The organism is Asticcacaulis sp. P2_B1 (genome assembly GCF_056404915.1).
In genome coordinates, this window is sequence record NZ_JBFUDD010000014.1 from 51,656 (window position 1) to 74,682 (window position 23,027).

Below are 23,027 nucleotides of genomic sequence, written 5' to 3' on the forward strand. Positions count from 1 at the left end.
GGGAAATCTGATGCAAAACTTCAAAACCGATATCGACGCCGACGGCATCCTGCTCGCCACTTTCGACGTGCCCGGCAAGACCATGAACACCTTCACCAAGTCGGCCCTGTCCGACCTGGAAGCCATTGCCAACCAGGCCAAGAGCGATGCGGCTGTCAAGGGCGTCGTCATCACCTCGGGCAAGACGACGGGCTTTTGCGCCGGCGCCGATCTGGAAGAAATGCTGGGCGGCGCCTGGGAAGTCCAGGGTGGTCCGCAGGATGAGCAATCGAAGCTGAAAGCGAGCTTCGACGCCGCGTTCGAGATGAACCGCGTGTATCGCCTGCTGGAAACCTGCGGCAAGCCGGTGGCCGTGGCCATCAACGGCCTGGCTTTGGGCGGCGGCCTCGAACTGTCGCTGGCCTGTCACTATCGCGTCCTGTCCAATAGCCCGAAGACCCAGGTCGGCCTGCCCGAAGTCAAGATCGGCCTGTTCCCCGGTGGTGGCGGCTCGCAGCGCCTGCCGCGGTTGATCGGCGCCCAAGCGGCGTTGATGGCCATGTCGGAAGGCAAGTCGTTCAAGCCGGCCGAGGCGCTTGGTGCCGGCATAGTCGATGAAGTCGTCGATAACGACAAGGTGGTCGAGGCCGCCAAGACCTGGATAAAGACCAAGGGCGATCCGGTAGCGCGCTGGGACAAGAAGGATTTCAAGATCCCCGGCGGCGGTCCCTACCATCCCGCCGGCGCCCAGATCTTCATCATGGGCAATGCCTTGTTGCGCAAGCAGTCCTACGGCAACTACCCGGCTGTCATCAACCTGATGCACAGCGTCTATGAAGGCCTGCAACTGCCGTTCGACACCGCCATCCGGGTCGAATCGCGCTTCTTCTGCAAGACCCTGGCGACGCCCCAGGCCAAGGCGATGATCCGCACCTTCTTCTTCTCGATGCAGCAGATCGGCAAGGGCTCGGGCCGCCCGACCGGCGTGCCGAAAGCCGAGTTCAACAAGGTCGCCGTGCTGGGCGCCGGCATGATGGGCGCGGGTATCGCCTACGTCCAGGCCCTGGCCGGCATCCAGACCATCCTGATCGATCGCGACCAGGAATCGGCCGACAAGGGCAAGAAGCACTGCGAAGACCTGATTATGAAGGCCGTGTCGCGCAACAAGATGAGCAAGGACGCCGGTCAGGCCGCGCTCGACCTGATAATCCCCACGCCCGACTACGACCAGATCAAGGGTGCCGACCTCGTCATCGAGGCCGTGTTCGAGAACACCGAGTTGAAAGAATCGGTCACCAAACAGGCCGAGGCCCGCCTTTACACGGGCGACAAGGCCGGTACCGCGATCTTCGGTTCGAACACCTCGACCATTCCGATCTCGATCCTGGCCACCGCCTCGCAAAAGCCGGAAAACTTCATCGGCATCCACTTCTTCTCGCCGGTCGACAAGATGCTGCTGGTCGAAATCATCTCGGGCAAGGACACGTCCGACGAAACCCTGGCCAAGGCCATCGACTACGTCCTGAAGATCAAGAAGACGCCGATTTCAGTCAATGATTCGCGCTACTTCTATGCCAACCGCTGTTTCATTCCGTTCACCGCCGAAGGCATGATGATGTGGTCCGAAGGCATTGCGCCGGCCATTATCGACAATGTCGGCCGCATGACCGGTATGCCGCGCGGGCCGCTCGAAATGCTCGACGACGTGGCGCTCGACCTGATGGTCAAGATCACCTCGGAGACTGCCAAGGCCGAAGGCGCGTCCTACAAGCCGCTGCCGGGCGAAAAGGAAGTCGCCGGCATGGTTGCCGACGGCCGTCTGGGCCGCAAGAACGGCAAGGGCTTCTATGACTACCCGGCCGCCGGCGGTAACAAGACCCTTTGGCAGGGCGTCAAGGACATGTTCCCGCTCAAGGTCGAGGAGGCCGATCCGGTTCTGGTCGAGGAATTGAAGAAGCGCCTGCTCTATACCCAGGCGGTAACCGCGGCACGCTGCTTCGAAGAGGGTGTCATTACTGACCCTCGCGAAGCCGATGTCGGTTCGATCCTCGGCTGGGGCTTTGCGCCGTGGTCGGGCGGGGTGATCTCGCTGATCGACGCGATTGGCGCCGCCAAGTTCGTCGAAGAACTGGACCGCATGACGGCGACCTATGGCGAACGCTTTGCCCCGCCGCGGTTGTTGCGCGATATGGCGGCCAAGGGCGAGACCTTCTACGGCCGCTTCGGGAAACAGGAAGCGAAAGCCGCGTAAAATCAAGATCCCCGCAGGTCCGTCTGCGGGGATTTTTTTAATAGATTGGCACTATCCAGATATTATCCTGGTAGGACCGTTGCCGCATGGTGTTGGCGACTTCGACATCCTTGGCGGCGCGAACCTCTGGTGAAAGCTTGTCGCTTACCCTAACCAGTGCGGCGGACCCCAGATCATAAACCTGAAGTCTGGATTCCACCTCCGGCGAGACCGAGGGCAGGGCAGCTTCAGGGCTTATATCATCGCGTTCTCCGGCTTTATGGCTCCGACCATGTTGTGCCCTCTGTAACCAAAGATAAGATTGCTCATAATCTTGGCGCTCTTCATAAATGAGCCCCAACCTGATCATCGCCGCTTCCATGGCACCGTAATTCAAGCGGCCGTCATTATCCGTGGTCTGAGTTAAGTAAGCCGCGACCGCCTTATCCTTGTCGATAGGTGTGCCAAGGCCGTACTGGTAATCGTAGCCCAGAGCGTATTCGCCTTTCCAGTTTGTCGTTTGTGCCAAACGCGTATGACAGGCAAACGCCTTCGTCACGTCGTAAGCACCTGGAAAGCTTGTCTCGATATACTTTGAGTTTACCCGAACTGCCAGATCTACGCTTGCGCCCTCGTAATGGTTGCACAGGTTTTCCGTGGTTCGGGCAATCCGGAAGAACGCCCACGCTTCCTTATCGTCGCGCGTCTTTGGCACTGTGAAACTGTGAGCCGACAGTACCTGCATCCAGGCCAAGGCCTTCTCGTCATTCTTGTAAGGAGTATCCTGCGCGTACAGGGCAGTGAGGTACATTTGCGCGTCGATATGGCCTTGCTGACTGGCGCTTTCCAACCACCTAAATCCTGTCTGTAAAAACGTTATGTCGGAGCGATCGCCAGCGGCCCACTTGTCAATCGTTGCCGTTCCGACAGCATATTCGGCATCGGGCTGTCCGTGTTCTGCCGCTCGGTTTAGCCACAGTGGGGCGTTGTCCCTCATATGCCAACCTTCGTCGGCGGACTGCATATAAATGGAGAGGTCGTATTCCGCCTGCGGATTGCCGGTTTGCGCGGCCGCAAGATGGCTCTCATACTCAGCACGCTGACCTTGAAGATAGGCCAGCGGCCCGCGGGCCGGCTTGTAGCCTTGCGTATCCGCTTTGATGAGCCACGAAAGTGCCGCAACATAATCGGCAGAATGCTCTTTCAAATCCGTTCCGTAACCCGCAGCATATTCACCCATCCAGAACTCTGCCGCGGCATCGCCTCGAGACGACCGAGTCTTCGCCGCCTCGTAAGGAGTTGCGATACCGTCCGGCATCAATAGCAAGGGAAACGGCCGCGCCGCCACGGGACTGGCGAAGGTCGCCAAGGCAAGCATTGTTACGCCGTACTGTTGGTAGCGCCGAAAAAAGCCTGACGAGTGTTTCATAACGACCAGACCTAACCCCGCCATGCGATCAGGTCAAACGATCCGCTACACTTTCGCGACTTGTCAGAACCGGCGTTTCGCGTTTGAACAGGTGAAGAGCAGGGAGAGGCATCATGGATTTGCACGCCGTTTTATCGGATATCGCCGACTACGCCGTTATTCGCCGCGAAGGCGATGCCCGCCGTCCGCACCGGCCGATGCAAACCTATGCCGAGGCCCTGGCGGCGTTCGATCTGCCGCTGGATGGCGAGGACGGCGCGACGGTGATCGACGCTTTACGCCAACGCGCCGAACCGGGTCTCGCCGCCATGACAGGCCCGCGTTTTTTTGGCTGGGTGATCGGCGCCAGCCACCCGGTCGGCATGGCTGCCGACTGGCTGACGGCGATCTGGGGGCAGAATGCCGGCAATCATCTTGCCGGGCCGGCCTCGGCGGCGGCGGAAGAGGCGTCGGCCCAAGCGCTGCTTGAGCTGATGGACCTGCCGCGTGAGTCGTCTGTCGGTTTCGTCACCGGCGCCACCATGGCCAATTTCACCTGCCTGGCCGCGGCGCGCGGTGAAGTCCTGCGCCGTGTCGGCTGGGATGTCGAAGCCGACGGCCTGTTCGGTGCGCCGGCCATTACGGTGGTAATGGGTGACGACGCGCACTCGACTGTCTTCGCGGCGTTGAAATTCCTCGGACTGGGTTTCAAGCGCGTCGTGCGCGTGGCGACCGACGATAACGGCGCCATGCTGGCCGGCGATTTTAAACGCGTTATGGACGCGGTCTCCGGTCCGTTGATCGTCATTGCCCAGGCCGGCCAGATCAATACCGGCGCCTTCGATCCCTTCAATGACATCGTGGCCATGGCTCATGCCAAGGGCGGGTGGGTTCATGTCGATGGCGCCTTCGGGCTATGGGCGCGGGCGACGAAGGCGCGCCGGCATCTGACTGCTGGGGTCGACGGCGCCGATTCGTGGGCGGTTGACGGCCATAAATGGCTGCAAACTCCCTATGACTGTGGCTATGCCATCGTCCGCGACAAGACCGCCCATCACCGCGCCATGCAGATCGCCGCCAGCTATCTGCCGACCTCGGACGGCGACGAGCGCAACCCCTCGGACTATGTGCCGGAACTGTCGCGACGGGCGAGGGGCTTCGCCACCTGGGCGATGATCCGCCATCTCGGCCGCGACGGTATTGCCGAGATGGTGACGCGCGCCTGCGACCTGGCGCAACGCTTCGCCGCCCGCCTGGCGGCCGAGCCTGACATCGCCATCCTGAATGATGTCGTGCTCAACCAGGTGGCGGTAAGGCTGGGCACCGACCTCGACACCACCACGGCCGACCGGCTGACCAAAGAGGCCATTGCCCGCATCCAGCGGGACGGCGTTTGTTTCGTTGGCGGCGCGCAATGGCAGGGCGCGTGGATCATCCGCCTGTCGCTGAGCGGCCATGCGACGACCGAAGCCGATGTCGATGTCTCGGCTGACGCCATCATCGCGGCGTGGCGGGCGGTCAAAGCAGCCTGACTTATCGCTGGCGCAACTTCTTCTGGCTTGCAACGGCGGCCGTTTCGCTGTTGAAGAAGGGCGGATTTGAAAGGCCTCGACCATGAAAGAACGCACCCGCCTGACCAGCGCCACCCTGGGCCGCCAGCATAGCCGCCGCCCGGTCAATACCGGCGTCGAACGCGGCTCGACCGTGCTGATGGAAAGCGCCGAAGTCCTTTACAATGACGACATCAAGCCGACCTATGGCACGGACGGCCTGTCGACCCAGCGCGACCTGTGCAACCTGCTGGCCGAACTCGAAGGCGCGGTGCAATCCTTTATCCTGCCGACGGGCCTGGCGGCGCTGACCGTGCCGATCTTCGCCTGTCTTAAGGCCGGCGACGATATCCTGGTCGTCAATTCCGCCTATAAGCCGGTGCGCCGCTTCGTCGAAACGCAGCTCAAGCAATACGGCGTGACGACGCGCTATTACGATCCGCGGCTATCGGCCGACGAGGTTATCGCCTTGGCGACGCCGCAGACGAAAATGATCTATGTCGAAAGCCCGGGCTCGCTGACCTTCGATATCCAGGATCTGCCGGGTATTGCCAGGGCGGCGAGGGCCCGCGGCATCCTGACCCTGTGCGACAATACCTATGGCGCCGGCGTGCTGTTCAAGCCGCTGGAGCACGGCATCGACATGTCGATGCAGGCCCTGACCAAATATGCCGGCGGGCACTCGGATATCCTGATGGGTTCGGTCAGCGTGAGTGATCCGAAACTGGCGACGAAGATCTACGACTGCATCAAGGCGTGGGGCTTCTTCACCTCGGCCGACGAAAGCTATCTCTGCCTGCGTGGTTTGCGCTCGCTGCATCTTCGCCTCAAGCAAAGCGGCGACAGCGCGCTCGCCATAGCGCAATGGCTGGAAACCCGCCCGGAAGTCGCCAGGGTGCTGCATCCGGGTCTGGAAAGCCATCCGGGGCACGATGTCTTTGCCCGCGATTTCACGGCGGCCAATGGCTTGTTCATGGTGTTGTTCAAAGGGGGGGATACTGCCAAATCGCAGGCCTTCCTCAACAAGCTGACCTTGTTCGGTTTGGGTTTCAGCTGGGGCGGTTATGAATCTCTGGCCGTCTATTGCGAGCCGCAGATCGAGGCACGGCCCAAGCTGAAAGGCAGCGAGGCGACGAAGCTTGAAGGCTCGGCGATCCGCTTCTATATCGGGTTGGAAGACGCCGGCGATCTCCAGGCCGATATCGAACAGGCTTTCACGGTTTTCGCGTAGGTCCGGGGCGATCGGAGTCGCGCCAGTCTTAAAAAGATTTGAACACAGATAAGAAGGGATAAGAAGGCGATAAGAGGAACGCTACCGCGTTCCCGATGCGACATCGTTCATCACTTTTTTGACGCATCGCGTCGGTTCGACAATTCGTGACGGACGCTTTGCGTCGAAGGCTGGCGTTGGTGGTGCGACGGCAGGGCCGCGGTAGCGGACCTCTTATCGCCTTCTTATCCCTTCTTATCTGTGTTCAAACCTTCCTTTGAGCCGGCCCCAGGTCAGAACCTTTCCCCGTGTCCCCTATAACTTCCGGCTCAGCGAGATCGACAAGGTCGGCCGGTCGTGCGCCCAATCGGCATAGGCGTGCCAGTTATTGAGGCTGGTCGCCACGCCGAACTTCGAGGACAGCTGGTAGTACAAACCCATATTGGTATTGGTGTAATCGACGCTGCCGAACTGATGGTGATGAGATACACTGAGCCAGCCCGACAGTTTTGACATGAAGCTGTGGCCCAGCGAGAGGTTGATGCCGTAGGACTTGCGCGTCGTCGAATAGTCCTTGTCGGTATAGTCGAGGCCCAGCCCGAAATTGACGCCCTTGACCGAGTGCGACGCTGTCACGGCATAGTCGATACCGTGGTCATTCAAGCCATCCCGCGTGCCGGGATAGGTTTTCAGCATGACCTGATATTTGAGATTGAACGGTTTTAGCCGTTGATCATAGGCGACGACATATTTGTCCTGATGGTCGGTGCCGTTATTGCCGCCGGAATAGGCCGAGGCGATATTGGCGCCGAAATGGAGGTCGCCGTGATGACCTTCCAGATTGGCGCCGAATTGCGGGCGATTAAAGACGATGCCGTTAATGACCGTCGAGGTCGAGGCGTTGACCGACGCGGATAAATGCAGATCTGGCAAAGGCAGGTCGGAGGCTGCCGCCACCGGCGTGGCGAGCGGCAACAATAATAAAGGCAGGAATGTGGCACGCATAAGCGCTATAGATCATAGATTTTTCGTTTTGTCTCGAAGCTCTTGGCGGCTGCGGTAAGTTCATTTTGTAGACGTTCGACTAGGGTGGCGACCGGTATTATGTCATGGATCGAGCCGACGCCGTGACCGGCCGACCAAATGGTTTTCCAGGCCTTGGCTTCGGTATCCAGTTCTTCGGCCATGTCGATCTTGTGGTGCGGATCCTTGGCCGCGGCCGGGTCCAGGCCGTTATTGATCAGGGACGGCGTCAGGAAGTTGGCGTTAATGCCCGAAATGGCATCGGTATAGGTGATGTCCTTGGCGGTGGTGTCGACGAGCATCTGTTTGTAATCGTCGCCGGCGCGGGCCTCCGTCGTGGCGATAAAGCGTGTGCCGAGATAGCCGAGATCGGCGCCGGCCATCAAGGCGGCYGCGACATCGCTGCCCTTCGACATGGCGCCCGACAGGATGATGGTGCCATTGAAGAATTCGCGGATCTCGTTGATCAGGGCGAACGGATGCTGGTTGCCGGCATGGCCGCCGGCGCCGGCCGAGACCAGGATCAGGCCGTCGACCCCGGCCTCCATCGCCTTGCGGGCATGGCGGGCATTGATGATATCGTGAAAGACCACGCCGCCGTAGGAATGGACGGCATCGACCACGTCCTTGACCGCGCCCAGGCTGGTGATCACCAACGGCACCTTGTGTTGCACCGTCAATTGGATGTCCGCCATCAACCGGGTATTGGTGCCGTGAACGATCAGGTTGACGCCGTAGGCCGCGTCATCCGGCCCCAGCGCCGCCTTGATCTCATCCAGCCACTCGGCATAGCCTTCTGAGGTGCGCTGATTGAGGGCAGGGAAGGTACCGATCATGCCGGCCTTACAGGTGGCTATGACTAGCTCCGGCCCGGAGACCAGGAACATCGGCGCGGCAATGGCGGGGAAGCGAAGATTCTTGGCGATGGAGGCGGGGACCATATGATTTCCTCTTTTTTCGGCTCAAGCGCCGCCCGGCTCCTCGCATAAGCTCGGGCGGCCACTCGGCCTTGCCAAATGCATAAACGCATTTGGAGTTTTTATCTTTGCATCGAACTTACACAGAAATTGACGCGAACGTAAAGTTGAAACTGCGCTCCCAACCGTCTATATCCAGGCCATGAGCCATTACACCGATAACCTGACGCAACTGGGCGGCCACGTCGTCCAAAGCCAGGATCCCGCCCAGTCCGTTCTCGAACGCGTCGCAAATCCGCACAGCGATGTTGACTATGTCGCGCGCTTTACCGTGCCGGAATTTACCTCGCTGTGCCCGGTGACGGGCCAACCCGACTTTGCCCACCTGGTCATCGACTATGTCCCGGGCGAGTGGCTGGTCGAATCGAAGTCGTTGAAAATGTTCATGACGTCATTTCGCAATCACGGCGCCTTCCACGAAGACTGCACCATCTATATCGCCAAGCGCCTGCGCGATTTGCTGGAACCGCGCTGGCTCAGGATCGGCGGCTTTTGGTATCCTCGCGGCGGCATTCCGATCGATGTCTTCTGGCAGACCAGTGAAGCGCCGAAGGGCGTCTATGTCCCGGACTTCGGCGTCCCCAGCTATCGCGGGCGGGGATAGGTCATGGCGGTGACGTGGAACAATCTCTTGGTTCGTCTCCTCGTCGTCATCGCCACATCCTTGGCCGCCACGGCCGCTAGCGTGTTTGTTTTCGCTTTCCATTTTGCCACGGGCGCCTTTTGGGCCGGTGACGGCACGCTGGAAGTCATCGGCCAGACCATCGTCAAGACCAATGTCTGGTGGGCGCAAAGTCTGGTCCTGCCGGCGTGGCTCATCGTGGAACTGTCCGCATGGCTGAGGAAGAGGCCTTTTCCTGCCTGGAGTTACGTGTTGTTCCTGGGTGTTTTCTGGTTCGCAATGGGTGTAGCGGTGATCGCACAGAGCATGGGCGGCATGCAAGATCAGTGGGTGATCGGTTATTGCCTTGCCAATCTCGCCGGACTGCTTGCGGGTGCCGCTTTCTGGTGGCTTTGGCACCGAAAACGCACGGCCTCGCAGTTCGCACCGGATGTCTTTTAGCCGTATTTCGGGGGGAATGGATGCCTGCATTATGGAAAAAATGGTGGATCCGCCTGATCATCGGAATCGTCATGACGCCTTTCGTCATGACGATCGCCGCGATTGCCGCAGGCTTCGTGTTCGCTGTCGCCACCTTCCATTTCAACGAACTGAAACCCAATCTGCTTTTTCCGGGTGTTGAGGTTTGGTTGCCCATGGCGCTGATCGAACTCGCCAGCGCCATTCCGATCTGGATCGGCTTGGAAGTGTCAAATCGGAGTCGTCGTCGTCCGCTTCCTCCCGGTATTGCCGCGCTGTTCCTCGCGGCTTTCGCCTTCATGTTCGTCTTGAGCATTCAGTTGAATGGACGCTTCGGCTACTCCGCGATTCCGTGGCAGTCCATACCGGTATGGATTCAGGCCGGCGTCATGTATTTCGTGGCGGTTGGTTTAGCGGTATTGGTGGTCCAGCCCTTAATCAGGCGTTGGTTGAAAAAGGTGCGCGCCGAACAGGACGCTTCGCTGGTATTTTAAATAGGCAAGGGGTCGGGAGGGCTAAGTCGGCTTCCCAATCTCAGGAAAACCCTCCGGCGGCTTGTAACTCTTGCGCAGGCTCTCCGACTGCTCGTGCGACAAGCCGGTCTTGAAGATGTACAGCGGCGGCCAGGTATCCGGTACGGTCGCGACATCGCCGCATACCGCCAGGACGTCCTCGAAGCGCCGGACAAAAGGATTTTTCAGATCGGCAGGCGCCATGATGACGGCGTCGCAGACAGGCAACCAGGTCTCAATGCCGTCGGCCAGACTGGCCCAGGTCATCAGGCCGTGTTCGATCTCGATCGCCTCCAACTGCCCGACATAGACTTCGCGATCGACTGACTTGTTATAGCTGTTTACGGCCTGAAGCTGGCTGCCATAATTACGGAGTGCGTTGATCGTGCGTAGCCGATCGACCATTGGATAGCTGCCGGCGACCGGCGCAAAAGGCTGCCAACTCCCGCTCCTAAGAATGATCGGCGCCAGCGAAATGGGCCGCGAGTCTTCGTTGAATGTTTGCTCTGCCAGGTCCGCCATGGCCTTCAGCGCCGCCATGTCCTGCGATCCCGTGACAAGCAGCAGGGTCCGCGATACGGCCACGGCCACTGGGTCACCTTTCACCGTCAGATTGGCAAAAAACTCGGGCAGCAGCAGGGCTGACGGGTCGTAATAATCTTCGGAATTGAGAAAAAAGAAACCGTCGTCGTGTTTTTGGAAATCGGCCTTTTTGAACGTCCGCAGGTTCGACATCGCCGTCGTCAGAACGTCATCAAAGCTTTTGCCCCAGTCCGTTAACTGAGGCTTGAAGACCGAGCCGATACYGGCCGCGGCATTGACCGTCAAAACAATCGTCATACTATCGCAAAACGGACGCTCGGCGTTTTGCACCAGATCCTTGCCCAGGGACGGCATCGTCATCCAAAGATCGTCGATATATTCGCGATTACGGATGGCCGGCAGGATGTCGGCTTTGACGTCGTCGAATCCGCTCGCTTCGCCGCGCTTTACGGTGTCGAAGGCCATTGTCACCAGGGCGTTCACCACGCGATCGCGCCCGGCGTCGTCTTGGGCGTGCTGCCAGTCCTGATAAAGATGGTCGAGGAAGGCCGTGCCGCCCTTGCCAAGATCGATCGAAAAGGTGTCGGCACGGTAATCGAGCTTGTCCATCCATCCGCGCGCTGCGAAACGCGCCAGTACGGCTTTGACGAAGCTATCCTTGTCCGTCGCCGTGGTCATCGATCCTGTCGTCATTTCGTCCCCCTCATGATACCTCGATATACCGTCCAGTTAGCCCTGCCAATAGCTGACCCGCGTCGCATAGTCCGGCCGTTCGCGTTCCAGGGGCGGCTCCGACGGCGTGCCGAGAAACACCCAGCCGGCGACATTTTCGCCTTCGGTCAGACCGAGGATTGCCTTGGCTTCGTCGTCATAGCTATACCAATCGGTGATCCAGTTGGCGCCGTACCCCATGGCGCCGGCGGCGATCAACAGGGTCTGGCACACGGCGGCGGCCGACAACTGCTGCTCCCACAAGGGTTTCTTGTAAGGAAAGACCGGGCTGGAAATCACCAGCAGGGCTTCCGGCGGGATCGACATCTTCATCAGGGCGCCGACCGCCTTCTTGTCATCGCGGCTTTCAGCCAAGGCATGCAGTTTGGCAAGCAATACTGCCTTGCTCTCCGGCGTAAAGCGCACGATCCGCCACGGCCCCAACTTGCCGTGATCGGGCACGCGAAAGCCGATCTGGATCAGCAAGTCCATCTCCTCGGCCGACGGCGCCGGAAGGCCCAGGGTCGGAGCCGGGGCGCTGCGGCGATGGAACAGCCGGTCGAGTACTTCAGCCGACGGTTTCTGTTCGACCGGCTGGCCAAATTCGATAGGCGTGGTGTCGAAATCGGGGAGGGGCATGTTTTGGCTTTCGCAATGAGTCTGTGCCAATATATAGATCGCGCACTGCAATTCTACAGGTGACTGAATGACTGACAATTTGCCGCCGTGGGACGACGCCGACCGCGCCGCCAAACGCAAAACCTGGACGCGGACCGGCCAGGATGTGGTGGTGTTCGAAAACCCGTGGATTCGCATCGAAACCTGCGACGTCCTGGCGCCGACCGGTCATCCGGCGAAATATGGCGTGGTTCGCTTCGCCAACAAGGCGGTCGGCGTCCTGCCGTTATTCGACGACGGCACGGTGTCGCTGGTCGGTCAATCGCGCTTTGCGCTCGGCACTTTCAGTTGGGAAATGCCCGAAGGCGGCGTGCCCTATGGCGAGGATTCGCTCGATGGCGCCAAGCGTGAACTGCGTGAGGAGACCGGCCTGGAAGCCGCCAATTGGCAGGATATCCTGCAATTCGACATGTCCAATTCAGTGACCGATGAAGTCGCCGTCATCTATCTGGCCACGGATCTGAGCCAGGGCGAACGCGCGCCCGACGAGACCGAAGTCTTCGATTATGCCCGCGTGCCGTTCATGGAGGTGTTGAACGCCGTGACAAAAGGTCAGATTCGCGACGGCCTCACCGTTGCGGCGGTCTTGCGTGTCTACCATATGGCTATGACAGGCGAATTGCTCCCGCATCTGCGAGATGCTATACTGAAGAACTAATGCGGAGTGCGGTGCATGGCACAGGTTTTCGAAGTCATCAGTCCAGACGACAAACCGATCTGGCTCAACCTGCGTCAGGAAGCGTCGGACACCATCCAGGCCGAGCCCGGCTTGGCGTCGCTGCTGCATTCGACCATCCTGTCGCACGACGACCTGGCCAGCGCGCTTTCCTATCACATCGCCCGCAAGATGAGCGACGATACCCTGCGCGGCATGACCTTGCGTGAAATGGTGACCAAGGCTTATTCCGCCGATTCGAGTTTGGTGAAGTCGGCCGAGGCCGATCTGCAGGCCGTCTATGAGCGCGATCCGGCCGCCAAGGGCTATCTCCAGGCCTTCATGTTCTTCAAGGGCTTCCTCAGCCTGCAAATCTACCGCGTGTCGCACCACCTGTGGCACGAAGGCCGTCAGACCATGGCGCACTTCCTGCAAAGCCGCGTGTCGGAGCTTTTCCAGATCGACATCAATCCGGCGGCGCGAATCGGCAAGGGCGTCTTCCTCGACCACGGCACCGGCATCGTTATCGGTGAAACCGCGGTGGTCGGCGACGATTGCTCGATCCTGCAAGGTGTGACTCTGGGCGGGACCGGCGCCGAACGCGGCGATCGTCACCCCAAGATCGGCAAGGGCGTGCTCCTGGGCGCCGGCGCCAATGTGCTCGGCAATATCACCATCGGCGATTATGCCAAGATCGCTTCGGGTTCGGTGGTGTTGAAGCCAGTGCCGGCCCACTGCACGGCCGCCGGCGTCCCGGCGCGGCTGGTCAATTGCAAGACCTGCGAAGATCCGGCCCGTCAGATGGATCACACCATGCCCGACATCGACATGGACTATTCGATCTAATTCCAAGGGCAAAATGACGTTGACTCATTCGCCCTTGGCAGCGGGCAAGCGCCCGCCCGAGCCGATGCGAGGAGCCATCGGCGGGGGCGCCCAGCTGTTTGAGCTAAACAGTGTGGATAAGCCGGATAAGGGTTTGCGGCCTTGCGCCGCAGGCCTTATGGAGGCGCCACACATAAAGTTTATCCCCTTGCCCTTTGAATTGTGCTTAAACTTCCGGCCAATCCGGGGGCGATAAAGGTGGATAGACCTCCGCGAAACTCAAGAGGCCAGCCATGACTCCCAGCGAAATCACCAAGGTGCAGGACTATCTGTTCAAAACCTTTCAGACCAAGGGCCTTGAGATCAAGCCCCGCAAGCAAAAGGATTCCGCCGAAGTGTTTATCGGCGAGGAATTTGTCGGCGTCGTCTATGTCGACGAAGACGAGGAAGGCTCCTACCTTTTCGAAATGGCCATCCTGAAGGAAGACCTTTAGAACTGAAAAACCCCGCCGGTCCGGCGGGGTTTTTGATTCAGGCCTAATACATATCGACCTTGGCCTTGCCGCGGCGCTTGACGACGGGCTCGACATCGGGGGGCGGCGGGGTGGATCCGCGGCGTTCTTCGTCGCGCGCCCTGCGGACATTGTCCTCGGCCTTGCGCGCCTTGTGGCGGGTCAGTTCGTCGCCATAGGCGGTGACCAGTTCGGCAAACATCTGCAGGAATTGGGGGAAGCGCGAGGCGATAAAGCCGCCGACCACGGCGACGATGGCCGCCATGAAGGGTGAGTGCATCGACATGGTTTCGATCATGCGCGAGACGCTGCCCACCGAGGTATTGGCAAACGCCGCGTCGTACATGCGCTGTTGCTTCGAACGCTTGTCCTTGGGGTTCAGGACCCGGACAGCGACATAGACGATCAGGGGCAGGAAGCATAAGACCCCCAGTGCCATGGGGCCCCACAGCGGTCCAACAAGTTGGACGGCGAAGGAATAGAGTCCGATGCTCAGCCAGATCAGGCCGATGATGGCGGTGGCGAGGATGAGGGTGAGGCCGATAATCGTCGCTTTGATGGAATCGATCTGGTGGGAGAAATTAAACATGGAACAGCCCTGGTCGTTAGAATGCCTTTATACAAGGCAGAAGCAAATAAAGACACAATATGATTAAGCCCATGTTGGTGACCGACCAAGGCTTGTGATAGGGAACGACATGATTTTTCTTCAAGCGATGTGGCATTCGGTCAAGGTAATATCGGTGGCCCTGTACTGGCTGCTGATGGTCTGTTTCGTGTGGGCAGGCTTCGCTCAGCTGGGCAGCGAGCCGCGTTGGGCATGGGGCTGTTTCGCCTGTGTTCTCGGTGTCTTCGCCGGCCGCGGCTTGTTGATCAACCGGCGTTTGGTGTCACCGGCCCAGGGTTATGTCCTGGGCTGCGGGGTGTTCCTGGTCTTCATGCTGGTCGCCGGCTATGTGACGGGCTATCTCGGTGCGGTTGGGCACGGGTAGAAGCAAGAAGATCTATCCGCAAATTATGCAGATTTTTCATCGCGCTATCCCTGGCAATATCGTTGAGGAACGATAACGCTCTGAAAAATCTGCGTAATCGGTGTAATCTGTGGAGAAACCTTACTGATGCTAAGCCGTTTCCTGCAAGGCCGTGCGCAGGATATCCACGGCCTGGTCGATCTGGGCCTTTTCGACGATCAGCGGCGGCGACAGGGCGATGATATCTCCCGTCACCCGAACCAATAAGCCACGATCGTAACAAGCGTCGAACACCTCCATGGCGCGCGCCGTCGCCGCACCCGGCCTTGATTCGAGCTCGATGCCGCCGATCAGGCCGAGATTGCGGATATCGATCACATGCTTAGCGTCGCGCAACGAATGCACCGCCTCCTGCCAATAGGGCGCCAGATCGTTGGCGCGGGCGAACAAACCTTCTTCGTCATAGACATCGAGCGTCGCGATGCCGGCGGCGCAGGCGAGGGGATGGCCGGTATAGGTATAGCCGTGGAACAGCTCGATCGGCGTGTCCGAGGTCTGCATAAAGGTATCGTAGATGCGCGTCGAGCAGGCGACGGCGCCCATGGGCACGCAGGCATTGGTGATGCCCTTGGCCATGCACAAAATATCGGGTTGAACACCGAAATAGTCGGCGCCGAACGCCGCGCCCAATCGGCCGAAACCGGTAATGACTTCGTCGAAGATCAGCAGGATATCATGCTTGTCGCACAGGGCGCGCAGGCGTTGCAGATAGCCCTTGGGCGGCACGAGGACGCCGGTAGAGCCCGCCACCGGTTCGACGATCACGGCCGCGATCGTCGAGGCATCATGCAAGGCCACTAGCCGCTCTAGATTGTCGGCCAGGTCGGCGCCATGTTCCGGAATACCTTTGGAAAAGCCGTTGAGCTTCGGGTCGTGGGTATGCGGCAAATGGTCGACGCCGGTCAGCAGACTGCCGAAATACATGCGGTTGCGCACCATACCGCCGACCGAAATGCCGCCGAAACCGACGCCGTGATAGGCGCGTTCACGCCCGATCAGCCGCGTCTTGGTGCCGTGACCGCGCGTCCGTTGATAGGCGAGCGCAATCTTCAGCGCCGTGTCAGCCGATTCCGAGCCGGAATTGGTGAAGAAGATGCGTTTCAAGTCGCCCGGCAACATGCCCGCCAGTTTGGTGGCGAATTCGAACGCCAGGGGGTGCGACATGTTGAAGGTCGGGGCGAAGTCCATTTCCGCCGCCTGTTTCTGGATCGCCTCGGTGATCTTGGCGCGGCCGTGGCCGGCATTGACACACCACAGGCCCGACGTCATGTCGAGGATCTGACGGCCGTCGTGCGACGTGTAATGCATGTCCCGCGCGGCCACCAGCAGCTTTGGCTTTGCCTTGAACGCGCGATTGGGCGTAAATGGCATCCAGAAATTATCCAGGCTCGGCGTGTTCATACAAGGACTCGTGTTTTGTCGTTGGGGAATAATGCGTCTATACTGTGATCACAAGCGCTCACATGACGCAAGAGGCCAAAACAATCGGGCTGATGAGTCCAGTTACAGGTGACGTGTTAGAATGGTGGCAAATCTGGAATCACTGACCGGCGAAGGCGACGGCAAGATCCATGACCAGGTCTATGAGGCGCTAAGCGAAGCGTTGATCCAGGGCCAGATTCCGCCGTTGAAATCGGTGTCCTTGCGCAGCCTGGCCCAGAGCCTGAACGTCTCCCCCATGCCGGTGCGTGAGGCGGTGCGCCGCCTGATCGCCGAAAAAGCGCTGGAACTGCAACCGTCGAACAAACGCCTGCGCGTGCCGCACTTGAGCGAACACCGCCTGCTGCAATTGATGACGGCGCGGCAGTGGGTCGAGCCGGAGCTGGCTTACCTCGCCACGCCGCATGTGACGAAGGACACCATCCGCCGCTTGCGCGATGACGACGAAAAGCTGATGGCGGCGCTGAAATCGGGCGATGTTTCCGGCTATATGCAGGGCAATCACGACTTCCATTTCACCATCTACAAACTGGCCGACGCCGATTTGTTTTACGACATGGCGCGGACCCTGTGGTTGCAGGCCGGGCCGTTCATGCGCGTGGTCTTCGGCCGTCTCGGCACGGTGCATCTGCCCAAGGATTATCATCAGGAGATGATCCGGGCGTTCGAGACCGGCGATGCGGAAACGGTGCGCCGCTCGATGGCTGCCGATATCCACGAAGGCATGGAACTGATGCTGGACGCACTCAAGGCCCAGGTCGAGCCGGAACCCAAACGCCGCCGGCGCGGATAACGTCCTGATACCACAGACGTGAGCGATGTGGCTCTTGACTTGGTCAAGGGCGGCGGTGTCTAATTGTGATCACAATATAGGACATCTCCATGCCGTTGTCGTCTCCACAAAACCGATCCGAATCGCTGGCCGGCGTCCTGAAATCCGTCAAGGCGCTCGATCTGCCGTCCATGGCCATCATCGAGGGCAGGGAAGTGGCTTCGGAATCCGGTCGGACCTTCGATAATTTTTCGTCGCGCGACGGCAAGCTGATCAATAAGATCGTGGCTTGCGACGCCGCCGATGTCGATGACGCGGTCGCCTCCGCGCGGGCGGCTTTCGAGGACGGCCGCTGGCGCGCCCTGGCGCCCAAGGCCAAGAAAAAGATACTGCATCGCCTGGCCGACCTGATGGAAGCGCATGCCGAGAACCTGGCCCTGCTGGAAAGCCTCGACACCGGCAAGCCAATCAGCGACGCGCGCAATGTCGACATTCCGCTCTCCATCCAAAGCACGCGCTACTATGCCGAAGCCATCGACAAGATCTATGGCGAGGTGGCGCCGACGCCGGAAGACCGGCTGTCCTATGTCACCCATGAGCCGCTCGGCGTTATCGGCGCCATCGTGCCGTGGAATTTTCCGCTGCACATGGCGATGTGGAAGGTGGCGCCGGCGCTCGCCATGGGCAACAGCATCGTTTTGAAACCCGCGGAACTATCATCCATGACCGCGCTTTATACGGCGCAACTGGCCCTCGAAGCGGGTCTGCCCGCCGGGGTATGGAACGTGGTCACCGGCCTCGGCATCGAGGCGGGCGATGCTTTGTCGCGACACATGGATGTCGACATGATCGCCTTTACCGGCTCGGGTCCGGTCGGACGGCAATTGATGCGCGCCTCGGCCGACAGCAACCTCAAGCGCGTCTCGCTCGAACTGGGCGGCAAGTCGCCGCAGATCGTCTTTGCCGACAGCGACGACCTTGACGGCGCCGCCGCCAATGCCGCCTGGGGCGTCTTCTATAATCAGGGTCAGGTGTGCACAGCGGCCTCGCGCCTGCTGGTCGAAGAGTCGATCAAGGACGCCTTTGTCGCCAAGGTCGTCGCCGTCGCCAAGACCATCAAGGTCGGCGATCCTTTCGATCCAGCCACCCAGTTCGGCGCCATGATCTCCGAGCGCCAGATGAACACGGCGCTCGACTATATCGAAAAGGGCCAGGCCGGCGGTGGCCGGCTGCTGATGGGCGGCGAGCGTGTCCGTGCCGACAGCGGCGGCTATTATGTCCAGCCCAGCCTGCTCGACAATATCGGTCCCGACAATGTCCTGGCCCAGGAAGAGGTTTTCGGCCCGGTGTTGTCGGTCCTGACCTTCAAGGACGAGGCGGACGCCTACCGCATCGCCAACGACACCATCTACGGCCTGGCTTCGGGCGTATGGACCGCCAATGTCGGTAAGGCCATGCGCGCCGCCAAGGCGCTGAAGGCCGGCCTGGTGTGGGTCAATGGCTGGGACGCCTGCGATATCACCTCGCCGTTCGGCGGCGTCAAACAATCGGGCTTTGGCCGCGATCGCAGCTTGCACGCCCTCTACAAATATGCGGACCTCAAGGCGGTCTCCATCAGCTTTAAGGCCTAAGACCATGCAACTTTCGACTACGCAACGCACCCTGCTTACGGGGCTGATTTTCGACGGTGCCGCCGCGGATCGCTTCGCCGTCACCAATCCCGCTGACGGCTCGGTCCTGTGTTATGTCGCCGCCCATGGGGCCGCCGAGACCGCCGCCGCGATTGGCGCGGCCGACGCAGCGTTTGCCGCCTGGGCCGGCATGACCGCCAAGGCGCGCTGCCAGATCCTGCGCAAATGGAACGATCTCGTCCTCGCCCACAGCGAAGACATGGCCATGCTGGTCACCCTGGAACAGGGCAGGCCGATCAAGGAAACCCGCGGCGAAGTCGCCTATGGCGCGTCGTTCCTCGAATGGTTTTCGGAAGAGGGCAAGCGCGCCTATGGCCGCACCATCCCGGCCACCGCGCCCGGCAAGCACTTGCAAACCATCAAGCAGCCGGTCGGTGTCTGCGCCGCCATTACACCGTGGAACTTCCCGATTTCGATGATCACCCGCAAGGTGGCGCCGGCCCTGGCCGCCGGCTGCACCGTGGTCATCAAACCGTCGGAAGAAACGCCTTTGTCGGCGCTCGCCCTCTACACCCTGGCGCGCCAGGCCGGCATTCCCGAAGGTGTCATGTCGATCATCACCTCGATCCATGCCAAGGACGTCGGCGAGGCCATGACCTCGGACCCGCGCGTCAAGAAACTGTCTTTCACCGGCTCGACCCCGGTCGGCAAGTTCCTCTACGCTGCCTGTGCGCCCACCATGAAAAAGGTATCGATGGAACTGGGTGGCAATGCGCCGTTCATCGTCTTCGACGACGCCGAGCTCGACGCCGCCATCGAAGGCGTCATGGCGTCGAAATATCGCAATTCGGGCCAGACCTGCGTCTGTGCCAACCGCATTCTGGTCCAGGCCGGCATCTATGATCGCTTCGCCGCGGCCTTGGTCGCCAAGGTCAAGGCGATGAAGTTGGAACCTGGCTGGCTCGAGGATTCGCAGTTGGGCCCCCTGATCAACCAAAAGGCCATCGACAAGGTCGTCGGCCTGGTCGAGGACGCGGTCAAGCATGGTGCCCATATCGAGGTCGGCGGTCATGTCGACGCGCAAGGGCCGCTCTTCTATCAGGGCAGCGTGCTCACCAATGTCACGGCCGACATGGATATCTTCTCGACGGAAATCTTCGGTCCCGTCGCGCCTTTGTTCAAGTTCGAAACCGAGGCCGAAGCTATCCAGATGGCCAATGACACGCCGTTCGGCCTGGCGGCCTACGCCTATACGCGCGATATCGGCCGCGCCATGCGCGTCGCCAGCAAGCTGCAATACGGCATGGTGGGGATGAATGACGGCCTGATCTCGACCGAGGTGACGCCGTTTGGCGGCGTCAAGGAATCCGGTATCGGCCGCGAAGGCGCTGTCGAAGGTCTCGAAGAATATCTCAGCGTCAAATACATCTCCTATGGCGGGCTGGGGGACATTTGACCACGCTCCATACCTTCATTTCCGAACAGCGAGAAGTATTTGCGGCGGCGCATCCGCAAAGCCAAGCCTTGTCTACCAAGGCTTTGGCATGGCGCGGCGGCGTGCCTATGCACTGGATGCGCGACTGGGCGACGCCATTTCCGATATTTGTGAAATTTGCCAAACGGGCGACTTTGAGCGATGTCGACGGGCTGACCTATGACGATTTTTGCCTCGGCGACACGCCGTCCATGTTCGGCCATGCCCGGCCGGAACTGGCCAAGGCCGTTGCCAGCCAGATGGGGGAGGGCATCGGTTTCATGCTGCCGACGCCTTTGGCCGTCGAGGTCGGCGATCTGCTGAAAACGCGCTTCGGCATGGACCAATGGCAGGTGGCGACGACCGCGTCCGACGCCAATCGCGCCGTCATCCGCTGGGCGCGCGCCGTCACCAAACGCGACAAGATCCTGGTCTTCGACGGCTGCTATCACGGCATGGTCGACGACTGTTTCGTCGCTCTCTACGACGGCGTAGCGCGCAACAAGAAGGGCCTGTTGGGCCAGGTCCGCGACCTCACCGAGCACACCAAGATCGTCCCGTTCAATGACCTACCGGCCCTGGAAGCCGCGCTGAAAGACGGCGATGTCGCCTGTGTCCTGGCCGAGCCGGTCATGACCAATTGCGGCATGATCCTGCCGGACGACGGCTTCCATACCGCCTTACGCGAGCTGACGCGAAAGCACGGCACCCTCCTAGCTCTGGACGAAACCCATACCCTGTCGTCAGGGCCATCCGGCTATACCGGCCTGCACGGCCTGGAGCCCGACATGTTCGTCGTCGGCAAGGCCATCGCCGGCGGCATTCCCGCCGCCGTTTGGGGTGTCACCGCCGAGACCGCCGCGCGCATGGACAGCGCGGCGGCAGAAACCGGCGAGGGCCAGTCGGGTATCGGCACGACGCTTTCCGGCAATGCCCTGGTCGTGCGCGCCATCCACACCATGCTGACCGAGCTCATCACCGACAGCGCCTATGCCCATATGCTGGCTGGCACAGACCATTTGGTGAAGGGTTTGCGCGCCGTTATCGCGCGCCATAAATTGCCGTGGTGCGTCGTTCATGTCGGGGCCCGAGCCGAGCTGATCTTCGCGCCGGAACCGCCACGCGACGCCGAAGCCATGCGGCGCGTGCTGGATCATGAGCGCCTCGAAGCTTTTCATCTTTATCTGATCAATCAAGGCGTGCTGATCGCGCCGTTTCACAATATGATGCTGATCTCACCGCAAACGGAATCACAAGCCATCGACCGGCTTGTCGCGGCAGTCGCGGCATTCGCTAAAGAGCTGGCAGGGGAATTATTATGAGCACATTCGGCAAGTCACAGGCGAAATCGGATCGCTCCCTGCCGCCGTCGCCGCGGGTCGCCACCGTCGAAGAGGCTCAGGCCTTTCTCGACGCCAACCCGCATATCGTCTATTTCGAAATCCTTTTCACCTCGATGACCGGCGTGCCGCGCGGCAAGCGCCTGCGCCGTCACGAGCTGCTGCCGATCTATGAATATGGTCGCTTCCTGCCGGGCTCGATCCTGGTCGTCGATACGCTCGGCGCCGACTGCGAAGACACGGGCCTCGTGTGGGAAGACGGCGACGCCGACCGTGTCGCACGCCCGGTGCCGGGGACGCTTGTACCCGCGCCATGGCTGGGTGACGATGTCGGCCAGGTCATGTTGTCGCTCTACGAACTGGACGGCACGCCCAATGATCTCGATCCCCGTCATGTGTTGCAACGTGTGTTGGATCGCTATGCCAAGGACGGTTTGACTCCCGTCGTCGCCTGCGAACTGGAATATTATCTCGTCGATATCGAACGCGGCCACGACGGGGGACTGATGCCGGCGACTTCGTTCAACACGGGTGAAAATCCGAAAGGCATTCAGGTCTACGGATTGCCGGAAATCGAAGCCCACGGCGCCTTTTTCCGCACATTGTGGGAAACCGCCGACGAGCAGAATATCCCGCTCGAAGGCGCCATCTCCGAGTTCGCGCCGGGCCAGGTTGAACTGACGTTAAAACATAAGCCTGATGCCCTGCGCGCGGCCGATGACGCCGTCATGTACAAACGCCTGGCCAAGGGCGTCGCCTTGGCGCTCGGTTGCGAGGCCACCTTCATGGCCAAGCCGTGGTCGGACCGCGCCGGCTCGGGTTTCCATGTCCATATCTCGGTGGCGGACAAGGACGGCAACAATCTCTGTGCCTCGGCCGACCCCCAGGGCTCGAAATTGTTGCACAATATGATCGGTGGCATGAAGGACCACCTGGCCGACTGCATGGGCATACTGGCGCCCGGCGCCAACAGCTTCAAGCGCTTCAAGCATAACAGCTATGCGCCGGTCGGCCTGACCTGGGGTGTTAATAACCGCACGGTCAGTTTGCGCGTCACGGCCGGTCCGGCCCATACCCGTCACGTCGAACACCGCGTCGCCGGCGCCGACGCCAATCCTTACCTTGTCCTTGCCGCCATCCTGGCCTGTGCCCACCATGGCATCGCCCACAAGACCAATCCGGGGCCGGCGGTCGTCGGTAACGGCTATGCCGCGGCGGCCGAAAGCGGCGCCGTCCTGCCGACCAACTGGTTCGCCGCCGTCGACTATCTCGATAAGTCCAAAGTTCTGCGCGACTATCTCGGTGACCGTTTCGTCGACATGTATGTCAAGGTCAAGCGCACCGAACAGGCGCGTTTCTATGAGGAGATCACCGAGCTCGACTATGACTGGTACCTCCGCAACGCCTGATCGATGGTCCGTATGAGGATCGATATACCGCAAGCG

Annotated in this window: 22 protein-coding genes; 15 read left to right on the forward strand and 7 right to left on the reverse strand. The window is 60.4% G+C overall.

What is annotated here, in order from left to right; all coding sequences use genetic code 11:
- The first annotated feature begins 10 nt into the window (after positions 1 to 10).
- Positions 11 to 2,230 (forward strand): 3-hydroxyacyl-CoA dehydrogenase NAD-binding domain-containing protein, encoded by a 2,220-nt coding sequence (locus AC1DX3_RS20635; protein ID WP_476991227.1) that lies wholly within the window; start codon positions 11 to 13, stop codon positions 2,228 to 2,230.
- Positions 2,231 to 2,267: 37 nt separating this feature from the next.
- On the opposite strand, the gene AC1DX3_RS20640 is transcribed toward AC1DX3_RS20635, so the two are convergent.
- Positions 2,268 to 3,638: a tetratricopeptide repeat protein gene (locus tag AC1DX3_RS20640; RefSeq protein ID WP_476991228.1), complete on the reverse strand. Its 1,371-nt coding sequence runs from the start codon at positions 3,636 to 3,638 to the stop codon at positions 2,268 to 2,270.
- A gap of 113 nt (positions 3,639 to 3,751) precedes the next feature.
- On the opposite strand from AC1DX3_RS20640, the gene AC1DX3_RS20645 reads away from it, so the two are divergent.
- Together AC1DX3_RS20645 and metC are read left to right on the forward strand one after the other, a co-directional pair.
- Positions 3,752 to 5,149, forward strand: coding sequence for a pyridoxal phosphate-dependent decarboxylase family protein (locus AC1DX3_RS20645; RefSeq protein ID WP_476991229.1), 1,398 nt, complete (start codon positions 3,752 to 3,754; stop codon positions 5,147 to 5,149).
- Between the two features lie 82 nt (positions 5,150 to 5,231).
- Entirely contained in the window at positions 5,232 to 6,398 is a 1,167-nt protein-coding gene (gene metC / locus AC1DX3_RS20650; protein WP_476991230.1) for a cystathionine beta-lyase, read from the forward strand.
- Positions 6,399 to 6,692: 294 nt separating this feature from the next.
- Here metC and AC1DX3_RS20655 read toward each other — a convergent pair whose 3' ends face one another.
- Together AC1DX3_RS20655 and AC1DX3_RS20660 are read right to left on the reverse strand one after the other, a co-directional pair.
- A complete protein-coding gene (locus AC1DX3_RS20655; protein ID WP_476991231.1) occupies positions 6,693 to 7,382 on the reverse strand; it encodes a hypothetical protein in 690 nt (229 codons plus the stop codon).
- Positions 7,383 to 7,387: 5 nt separating this feature from the next.
- The gene (locus AC1DX3_RS20660) at positions 7,388 to 8,341 is read right to left on the reverse strand and encodes an NAD(P)H-dependent flavin oxidoreductase (RefSeq protein ID WP_476991232.1); all 954 of its coding nucleotides are present in this window, start codon (positions 8,339 to 8,341) and stop codon (positions 7,388 to 7,390) included.
- A gap of 178 nt (positions 8,342 to 8,519) precedes the next feature.
- On the opposite strand from AC1DX3_RS20660, the gene queF reads away from it, so the two are divergent.
- The 3 genes from queF to AC1DX3_RS20675 are packed head-to-tail and all read left to right on the forward strand — an operon-like array spanning position 8,520 to position 9,952.
- On the forward strand, positions 8,520 to 8,981 hold the full coding sequence (gene queF / locus AC1DX3_RS20665; RefSeq protein ID WP_476991233.1) for a preQ(1) synthase: 462 nt from the start codon (positions 8,520 to 8,522) through the stop codon (positions 8,979 to 8,981).
- A 3-nt stretch (positions 8,982 to 8,984) separates the two neighbouring features.
- Positions 8,985 to 9,440 carry a hypothetical protein gene (locus AC1DX3_RS20670; protein ID WP_476991234.1) on the forward strand — a complete coding sequence of 152 codons (456 nt, stop codon included), beginning with the start codon at positions 8,985 to 8,987 and terminating at the stop codon, positions 9,438 to 9,440.
- A 20-nt stretch (positions 9,441 to 9,460) separates the two neighbouring features.
- Complete coding sequence (locus AC1DX3_RS20675) at positions 9,461 to 9,952, forward strand: hypothetical protein (RefSeq protein ID WP_476991235.1); 492 nt, start codon at positions 9,461 to 9,463, stop codon at positions 9,950 to 9,952.
- A 21-nt stretch (positions 9,953 to 9,973) separates the two neighbouring features.
- On the opposite strand, the gene AC1DX3_RS20680 is transcribed toward AC1DX3_RS20675, so the two are convergent.
- A complete protein-coding gene (locus tag AC1DX3_RS20680) occupies positions 9,974 to 11,206 on the reverse strand; it encodes a DUF1444 domain-containing protein (RefSeq protein ID WP_476991236.1) in 1,233 nt (410 codons plus the stop codon).
- Positions 11,207 to 11,242: 36 nt separating this feature from the next.
- On the reverse strand, positions 11,243 to 11,863 hold the full coding sequence (locus tag AC1DX3_RS20685) for a nitroreductase family protein (RefSeq protein ID WP_476991237.1): 621 nt from the start codon (positions 11,861 to 11,863) through the stop codon (positions 11,243 to 11,245).
- Positions 11,864 to 11,930: 67 nt separating this feature from the next.
- On the opposite strand from AC1DX3_RS20685, the gene AC1DX3_RS20690 reads away from it, so the two are divergent.
- The 3 genes from AC1DX3_RS20690 to AC1DX3_RS20700 all read left to right on the forward strand — a co-directional run bounded on the left by AC1DX3_RS20690 (position 11,931) and on the right by AC1DX3_RS20700 (position 13,876).
- A complete protein-coding gene (locus AC1DX3_RS20690) occupies positions 11,931 to 12,560 on the forward strand; it encodes an NUDIX domain-containing protein (RefSeq protein WP_476991238.1) in 630 nt (209 codons plus the stop codon).
- 15 nt (positions 12,561 to 12,575) lie between these two features.
- Positions 12,576 to 13,403 carry a serine O-acetyltransferase gene (cysE, locus tag AC1DX3_RS20695; protein WP_476991239.1) on the forward strand — a complete coding sequence of 276 codons (828 nt, stop codon included), beginning with the start codon at positions 12,576 to 12,578 and terminating at the stop codon, positions 13,401 to 13,403.
- A gap of 272 nt (positions 13,404 to 13,675) precedes the next feature.
- Complete coding sequence (locus tag AC1DX3_RS20700) at positions 13,676 to 13,876, forward strand: DUF3126 family protein (RefSeq protein WP_476991240.1); 201 nt, start codon at positions 13,676 to 13,678, stop codon at positions 13,874 to 13,876.
- Between the two features lie 43 nt (positions 13,877 to 13,919).
- Here the strand turns inward: AC1DX3_RS20700 and AC1DX3_RS20705 are convergent, their stop codons facing one another.
- Entirely contained in the window at positions 13,920 to 14,483 is a 564-nt protein-coding gene (locus tag AC1DX3_RS20705; RefSeq protein ID WP_476991241.1) for a hypothetical protein, read from the reverse strand.
- A 109-nt stretch (positions 14,484 to 14,592) separates the two neighbouring features.
- Here AC1DX3_RS20705 and AC1DX3_RS20710 point away from each other — a divergent pair, with 109 nt between their 5' ends.
- On the forward strand, positions 14,593 to 14,886 hold the full coding sequence (locus AC1DX3_RS20710) for a hypothetical protein (protein WP_476991242.1): 294 nt from the start codon (positions 14,593 to 14,595) through the stop codon (positions 14,884 to 14,886).
- A 129-nt stretch (positions 14,887 to 15,015) separates the two neighbouring features.
- On the opposite strand, the gene aptA is transcribed toward AC1DX3_RS20710, so the two are convergent.
- Positions 15,016 to 16,326 carry an omega-aminotransferase AptA gene (gene aptA, locus AC1DX3_RS20715; RefSeq protein WP_476991243.1) on the reverse strand — a complete coding sequence of 437 codons (1,311 nt, stop codon included), beginning with the start codon at positions 16,324 to 16,326 and terminating at the stop codon, positions 15,016 to 15,018.
- A 121-nt stretch (positions 16,327 to 16,447) separates the two neighbouring features.
- Between aptA and AC1DX3_RS20720 the strand changes: the two genes are divergently transcribed.
- From AC1DX3_RS20720 to AC1DX3_RS20740, 5 genes are all read left to right on the forward strand, one after another.
- Positions 16,448 to 17,158 carry a GntR family transcriptional regulator gene (locus tag AC1DX3_RS20720; protein WP_476991244.1) on the forward strand — a complete coding sequence of 237 codons (711 nt, stop codon included), beginning with the start codon at positions 16,448 to 16,450 and terminating at the stop codon, positions 17,156 to 17,158.
- Positions 17,159 to 17,247: 89 nt separating this feature from the next.
- The gene (locus AC1DX3_RS20725; protein ID WP_476991245.1) at positions 17,248 to 18,768 is read left to right on the forward strand and encodes an aldehyde dehydrogenase; all 1,521 of its coding nucleotides are present in this window, start codon (positions 17,248 to 17,250) and stop codon (positions 18,766 to 18,768) included.
- 4 nt (positions 18,769 to 18,772) lie between these two features.
- A complete protein-coding gene (locus AC1DX3_RS20730) occupies positions 18,773 to 20,224 on the forward strand; it encodes an NAD-dependent succinate-semialdehyde dehydrogenase (protein ID WP_476991246.1) in 1,452 nt (483 codons plus the stop codon).
- A complete protein-coding gene (locus AC1DX3_RS20735; protein WP_476991247.1) occupies positions 20,221 to 21,564 on the forward strand; it encodes an aspartate aminotransferase family protein in 1,344 nt (447 codons plus the stop codon). The genes AC1DX3_RS20730 and AC1DX3_RS20735 overlap by 4 nt, the downstream gene beginning before the upstream one ends.
- Entirely contained in the window at positions 21,561 to 22,991 is a 1,431-nt protein-coding gene (locus AC1DX3_RS20740; RefSeq protein ID WP_476991248.1) for a glutamine synthetase family protein, read from the forward strand. The genes AC1DX3_RS20735 and AC1DX3_RS20740 overlap by 4 nt, the downstream gene beginning before the upstream one ends.
- Positions 22,992 to 23,027: the final 36 nt, after the last annotated feature.